Genomic DNA, 6,066 nt, shown 5'->3' on the forward strand with positions numbered 1-6,066 from the left:
GCGATACCGCCGGTATGTTCGGTTGGCATGGTGAACAGCTTCGCGAACCGACGGTGTTTCGTGACGGGCGCGGCCAGCGGAATCGGCCGGGCGACCGCACTGCGGTTGGCGGCCCAGGGCGCCGAGCTGTACCTGACTGACCGCGACGCGGCGGGGTTGGAACAGACCGTCGCAGAGGCGCGGGCGCTGGGTGCCCAGGTTCCCGAGCACCGCGCCCTCGACATCTCCGACTACGACGCGGTGGCCACCTTCGCCGCCGACATCCACACCCGGCATCCGGCCATGGACGTGATCCTCAACATCGCCGGCGTTTCGGCGTGGGGAACCGTCGACCAACTCACCCACCGGCAGTGGCGGTCGATGATCGACATCAACCTGATGGGCCCCATCCACGTCATCGAGACGTTCGTGCCGCCGATGATGGCCGCCGGGAACGGCGGCCATGTGGTGAACGTGTCGTCGGCGGCCGGACTGGTCGCGCTGCCCTGGCACGCGGCGTACAGCGCCAGCAAATACGGCCTGCGCGGGCTGTCGGAGGTGCTGAGATTCGACCTGGCCAGGCACCGCATCGGGGTGTCGGTCGTGGTGCCCGGGGCGGTGAAGACCCCGCTGGTCAAGACCGTCGAGATCGCCGGTGTCGACCGCGAACACCCCAAGGTCGACCGCTGGGTTCGGCGCTTCAGCGGGCATGCGGTGTCGCCGGAACGGGCCGCCGACAAGATCCTGGCCGGCATCGAGAAGAACCGGTTCCTGATCTACACCTCGCCGGACATCCGCGCGTTCTACGCCTTCAAACGGTTGGCCTGGCTGCCCTACAGCGTGGCCATGCAACGGGTCAACGTGCTGTTCACCCGGGCGCTGCGCCCGGCGACGCAGACCGGGGCGCCGCTCAACGCGAACCCCAGTGCCACGACGGAGCATTGAGCAGACCCTGCCCGACCATCTGCGTCGCGCCCGCGTCCCTGCGCAGCTCGATGTGGGTGGCGTCGGCGCCGAGGTGGTCCAGCAGCGCGGCCGAGTGGGTGACGACGCAGACCTGGGTGGCTTCGGCCGCCGCGCGAATCAGTGTCGCCAGCGGGCGCACCAGGTCCGGGTGCAGTGAGGTCTCCGGCTCGTTGAGCACCATCAGCGACGGTGGTTGAGGGCTCAGCAGCGCGGCTGCCCACAGCAGGAAACGCAGTGTGCCGTCTGAGAGTTCGGCACCGCGCAGCGGCCGGAGCAGACCGGGGGCGCGCAGTTCGACGTCGAACAGTCCATCGCTGACCGCCGTGGCGACCGATGCGCCGTCGAACGCGTCGGCCACGGCGCGCTGCAGATCCTCGAAGTCGGCCTCGATGATGGTCTGAATGGCCGCCGCCAGATTGTGACCGTCCTCGGCCAGCACCGGGGTGCGGGTCCCGACATGCGCGCGGCGCGCCGGCGCGTCGGCGTCGACCCGGAAGCCGTCGTAGAACCGCCAGGCCCGCAGCCGATCCCGCACCGCGGCCAGTTCCGGCAGTTCACCCGGGTGGGCGAACTCGGCCAGCACGCTGCGGTGGGTCGGCAGGCCGCGGGTCAGGTCGGTGAACCCACGACCCGACTCGTCGGAGGCCTGGGCCAGCGGTCCGGCCCGGCGCACCAGTGTGGAGCCCGACCGCAGCACCGGCCCGGCGAAGACCACCTCGCGCTTGATCTCGGGGTCGCGGTCGAACAACGAGTTGATGCCCGCCATCTGCGGCAGCCCGAGGTCCACCAGGTAGCCGAAATCGTCTGCGGCATAACCGAGTTTCAACTCGACCGTGCGTTTCTTGGTGCCGGTGCCGGCCCACAGGGCGGACTGCAGGCCGCCTTCCCGGGCAAGGGCGCCGATCACCTCGCCCCGGCCGCAGTCGGCCAGCAGTCGCAGGGCCCGATACACCGACGACTTGCCGGTGCCGTTGGCTCCGGTCACCACGGTCAGGCGACTCAGCGGCAGCACGATGTCGCGCAGCGAGCGGTATCCATGCACCGCGACGGTGGACAGCATGGGATCGACGTTAACCGGCTGCCATTTTGATCTTGCCGGTGACGGCCTCGACGAAGGCGGGCAGCACCGACTCCGGAACGTCCTCGCCGCACACCGCGAAGTCGATCACGATGTTGTTGCGGGCCGCCATACCGTCTCGGCAGCCCCACCCGGCGCCGCCCTCCTCGGTGCGTGAGGCCGTCAGGATCGCGTCGTCTCCCGTGCCGCGCACGACAACGTCAGCGACATTCCAATGGTTCGGATCGCCGCCGACGGGGGCCAGGTTGATGCGGCGATCGGCACAGGCCTTCCACTTGGCCGTGGCGGCGGTGACATGTGCTTCGGCGGCGCTGGAGTCGGGAAAGGACACCACGGTCTGCACCAGCTTGCGATCAGGGTCCGTGCCTTTGAGGAACTGCTGTCGAGACCCGGTGAACCCGCTGTCGAGGTAGGTGAGCTCGAGACCGGGGGACAGGGACATGCACGATTCGTCGACGAGCGCCTTGTCGGCCATCGCCTCGTACACCTTGTCGCCGTAGTCCGGGTTGGCGGCCATCTGCTTGGCGCCCACCACCGGCGCGGCCTCGGGCGGCGTCAGCAGCAGTCCCGACAGTGCTTCGAGGGGGACCGGCGTGATCGGCATCGCGGCCGGCGTGGTGGTGACCGGCGCCGGGGTGCCCGCGGTGTCTCCTGAGGAGTTCTGGCGGGGGATCAGCAGCACGGCGCTGAAGGCCAAGACGATCACCGCGCCGAGCACGGCGATCGACACCACCACCGCGCGGCTTCGTGTGCGCATCGGCGCGCTCCTCTCTGCACTGCTCAGTGCGCCCGACCTACATTGTCGGCGATGGTTGCGGCGATGCGCTCGGCTTGACCGGATGGATCGTCGCCGCTCTTGTCGCAGGCCATCACATCGACGATGATGGCGCCGTCCTGAGCGTCGGCCGACGTCATGGCGCGCTCACAGGTGGCCCGCGCACTGGTCTGCAACTGCACCAGGATGGTGTCGTCCGCGCGCAGCTGCAGTGGACTCAATGTCCACTCGTCGACCCGGCCGGGGCGCGGCGTGCTGGTCACCGGCTGTTCGCTGCAGAAGGCCCAGTCCGCGGCGGCCGAGGACACCAGGTCATGCGCGGCGCGGCGGTCGGCGATGCGTACGACCGTCTGGTTGACGGAGTGCACCGCGCGGCCCGGCTTGCCGTCGGCGATGATCGCTCTGACGGTGTCACCGGGTTGCGCTGCGGCGTAGGCACTCTGGTGGCCGGGTTCGAACGCGCCCAGGCAGCGTGTTGGTTCGACAGTGGGGGTGCGGTCGAGCAGCGTTGTCGAGGTGCCCACGACGTGCATGTCGTCGACCCCGATGAGTCGGCTCAGGGGCTCGGCGCCGATCAGCACGTGCTCGAGGTGGGCGCCGAAGGTCAGGTTCGGCATCGGTGGCCGCGGGGCGGCCATGGCCGGCGCGGACTGCGCGGCGGCCATGGCGACGACGCCGGCGGCCAGCGCAGCGATGATCCGACGGGTTGCGATCATGGCGAATCCTCCTCAGTGCCTGCTTCACTGTATCGAAGAAAGGCGTAGCACTGCGACGGTTTTATGCGGGAGGGGTCTCCAGTTCGAGGCGGACGCCCAGCAGCCGCACGGGTCTGTCGAGTTCGAACTGGTGCAGCACCGCCAACGCGGTGTCGACGATGACGGACTCCCGGGTGTCGGGTTCGGCCAGCTTGCGGATCTTGGTCCGGGTGTAGAACGTGCTGGTGCGGACCGTGACGGCCACGCGTGTGACGACCCGGTCCTCGGCGAGTACGTCGTTGAGGGTGCGCCGCGCCAACTGAGCCAGCGCGGCGTCGATCTCGGCCCGCTCGGTGAGGTCGGTCGGGAAGGTCACGACATGACTGCGCGATCTGGGCACCCAGGGTTCGGAGCGGACGGTGTCGTCGCCGCCGCCCTTGGCCAACAACAGGAGCCAGAGTCCGGTAGTGGGGCCGAACGTCGAGGTCAGTGTCTCGGCATCGGCGCCGGCGAGCTCGCGCACGGTCGTGATGTCCATGGCCGCAAGCTTTTTCGTGGTCTTGGGTCCGACACCCCAGAGTGCGTCGACGGGCCGGTCTCCCATCACCTCCATCCAGTTGGCGTCGGTGAGGATGGAGACGCCCGCCGGCTTCGCGAATCCGGTGGCGACCTTGGCCCGCTGCTTGTTGTCGCTGATCCCCACCGAGCAGGACAGGCTGGTCGCGGCGCCGATCATTGCCCGGACGTGTTCTGCGAGCGCCACGGGATCATCGACGTCGGCGCCGAGGTAGGCCTCGTCCCAGCCCCACACCTCGCACGCGTACCCGAGGTCGCGAAGCAGGGCCATGACCTCTTCGGAGGCCGCGTCATAGGCGTCGGGATCCGCGGGCAGGAACGTCGCGTCGGGGCAGCGTCGGGCGGCGGTTCGCAGCGGCATGCCCGCGTGCACGCCGAATTCGCGGGCCTCGTAGGACGCGCAGGTCACCACCTTGCGTGGTTCGGTCGGATCGCCGCTGCCGCCGACGATGACGGGGAGTCCCACGAGCTCGGGGCGGCGGCGCAGTTCGACGGAGGCCAGGAACTGGTCGAGGTCGACGTGCAGGATCCACCGGTGAGTGCGTGTTCCGGTGGTCACCGCCCGCACAGCTTGGTGGCCAGGCTTTCCCAGGCGTCACCGAGTTCGTCGACCGTGAGTCCGCCCGCGGTCAGTCGATGTTCGACGTAGTCGGTGTCCAGCAGTGCCAGCAGTGCGTCGGTCTGGGCGGCCAGATCGCCTGTGGTGCCGGCCGACTCGAGAAGGAACTCGACATGTCGGCGTTGCACGAGGACGGCCTCGGCGGACCGGAACTGGGGGTCGCGTTTGGCCGCCGAAAGCAGTTCATGGTGCGTATGGGCGAACCTGATCCGGCTGCGACCGAAGGCCACGAGACGATTCAGCGGAGGGGCGCCGGGTCCCATGGGAGGCGGGCCGAACAGGAAGGCCTCCTGGTTCGCACGCTCGTCCTCGTCGAGCAGCACCATCATCAGTCCGGCTCGGCTGCCGAAGCGGCGGAACACCGTGCCCTTGCCGACGCCCGCGGCGTGCGCGATGTCGTCCATGGTGACGGTGTCGGCGCCGTGTTCGGCGATCAGTCGGCGGGCGGCGTCCAACAGGAGGGCCCGGTTGCGTGCGGCGTCGCCGCGTTCCGGGGGCGCGGTGTCGGCGACGGGCAATCCTCGCGCTGCGCCTGCGGCCTCCACTCCACCACTTTAGCTCAGGCGGAAATTAATCGGACCGTGGTCCGGTTGAGAGGTGGGATGATTCTGGCGCCACAGTGGTGAAGGGATGGGACATGGCAGAGGACAAGACCAGGGTGTTGGTGCTGCTGGGCAGCCTGCGGGCCGGCTCGCTCAACCGGCAGCTCGCGGAGGTGGCGGTGGAGAACCCGCCCAGCGGCGTGGAGGTGATCCTCTATGAGGGCCTCGGTGAGGTGCCGCTCTACAACGAGGACATCGACACCGCGGACGCACCGGCCGCCGCCGTCGCCCTGCGCACCGCCGGCGCGGACGCCGACGCGGTCCTGGTGGTCACGCCCGAGCACAACGGCACCATCCCTGCGGCGTTGAAGAACGCGATCGACTGGTGGTCCCGGCCCTATGGTTCCGGTGCGCTCAAGGGCACGCCCGTGGCGGTCATCGGTTCGTCCCCGAGCGGCTACGGCGGAAAGTGGGCCCACGACGACACCCGCAAGGCGCTCGGAATCGCCGGCGCGACGGTGGTCGAGTCCAGTGAGTTCTCGGTGTCGTCGAAGGTCTTCGACGGAAAACATCCGCGCGAGAGTGCCGAGGTGACGGCGAGGGTGCGCGAGGTGCTGGAGAAGCTGATCGCCGACGTCTCGTCGCAGTGAGGCGAACGTCGCCCGGCGGGTGAGCCGGGAAGAAAATCACAGTGGTGGGGGCCCGGGGGGGCGGGGGCGGGGGGGGGCGGTTGGGGTTGGGGGGGGGGGGGGGGGGGGCGGCGCGGGGGGGGGGGGGGGGGGGGGGGGGGGGGGGGGGGGGGGGGGGGGGGGGGGGGGGGGGGGGGGGGGGGGGGG

General features: G+C 69.8%; 7 protein-coding genes. 2 read left to right on the forward strand and 5 right to left on the reverse strand.

Annotated features, from left to right (window positions below):
• Positions 1-27: 27 nt before the first annotated feature.
• Positions 28-924 (forward strand): SDR family oxidoreductase, encoded by an 897-nt coding sequence (locus A5727_RS12335; RefSeq protein ID WP_068249405.1) that lies wholly within the window; start codon positions 28-30, stop codon positions 922-924.
• Here the strand turns inward: A5727_RS12335 and A5727_RS12340 are convergent.
• The 5 genes from A5727_RS12340 to A5727_RS12360 all read right to left on the reverse strand — a co-directional run bounded on the left by A5727_RS12340 (position 890) and on the right by A5727_RS12360 (position 5,233).
• Complete coding sequence (locus tag A5727_RS12340) at positions 890-2,005, reverse strand: AAA family ATPase (protein ID WP_068249407.1); 1,116 nt, start codon at positions 2,003-2,005, stop codon at positions 890-892. The genes A5727_RS12335 and A5727_RS12340 overlap by 35 nt on opposite strands.
• A 10-nt stretch (positions 2,006-2,015) precedes the next feature.
• Positions 2,016-2,780: a sensor domain-containing protein gene (locus A5727_RS12345; protein ID WP_068249409.1), complete on the reverse strand. Its 765-nt coding sequence runs from the start codon at positions 2,778-2,780 to the stop codon at positions 2,016-2,018.
• 23 nt (positions 2,781-2,803) lie between these two features.
• On the reverse strand, positions 2,804-3,514 hold the full coding sequence (locus A5727_RS12350) for a sensor domain-containing protein (protein WP_068249411.1): 711 nt from the start codon (positions 3,512-3,514) through the stop codon (positions 2,804-2,806).
• A 61-nt stretch (positions 3,515-3,575) separates the two neighbouring features.
• Positions 3,576-4,628 (reverse strand): DNA polymerase IV, encoded by a 1,053-nt coding sequence (locus A5727_RS12355; RefSeq protein WP_068249426.1) that lies wholly within the window; start codon positions 4,626-4,628, stop codon positions 3,576-3,578.
• Positions 4,625-5,233, reverse strand: a complete 609-nt coding sequence (locus tag A5727_RS12360; RefSeq protein ID WP_068249413.1) for a TetR/AcrR family transcriptional regulator — start codon at positions 5,231-5,233, stop codon at positions 4,625-4,627. The genes A5727_RS12355 and A5727_RS12360 overlap by 4 nt, the downstream gene beginning before the upstream one ends.
• Positions 5,234-5,325: 92 nt before the next feature.
• Between A5727_RS12360 and A5727_RS12365 the strand changes: the two genes are divergently transcribed.
• Complete coding sequence (locus A5727_RS12365) at positions 5,326-5,880, forward strand: NAD(P)H-dependent oxidoreductase (RefSeq protein ID WP_068249415.1); 555 nt, start codon at positions 5,326-5,328, stop codon at positions 5,878-5,880.
• Positions 5,881-6,066: the final 186 nt, after the last annotated feature.

Origin of the sequence: Mycobacterium sp. ACS4331, assembly GCF_001667265.1 — a bacterium.
Lineage (GTDB): Bacteria > Actinomycetota > Actinomycetes > Mycobacteriales > Mycobacteriaceae > Mycobacterium.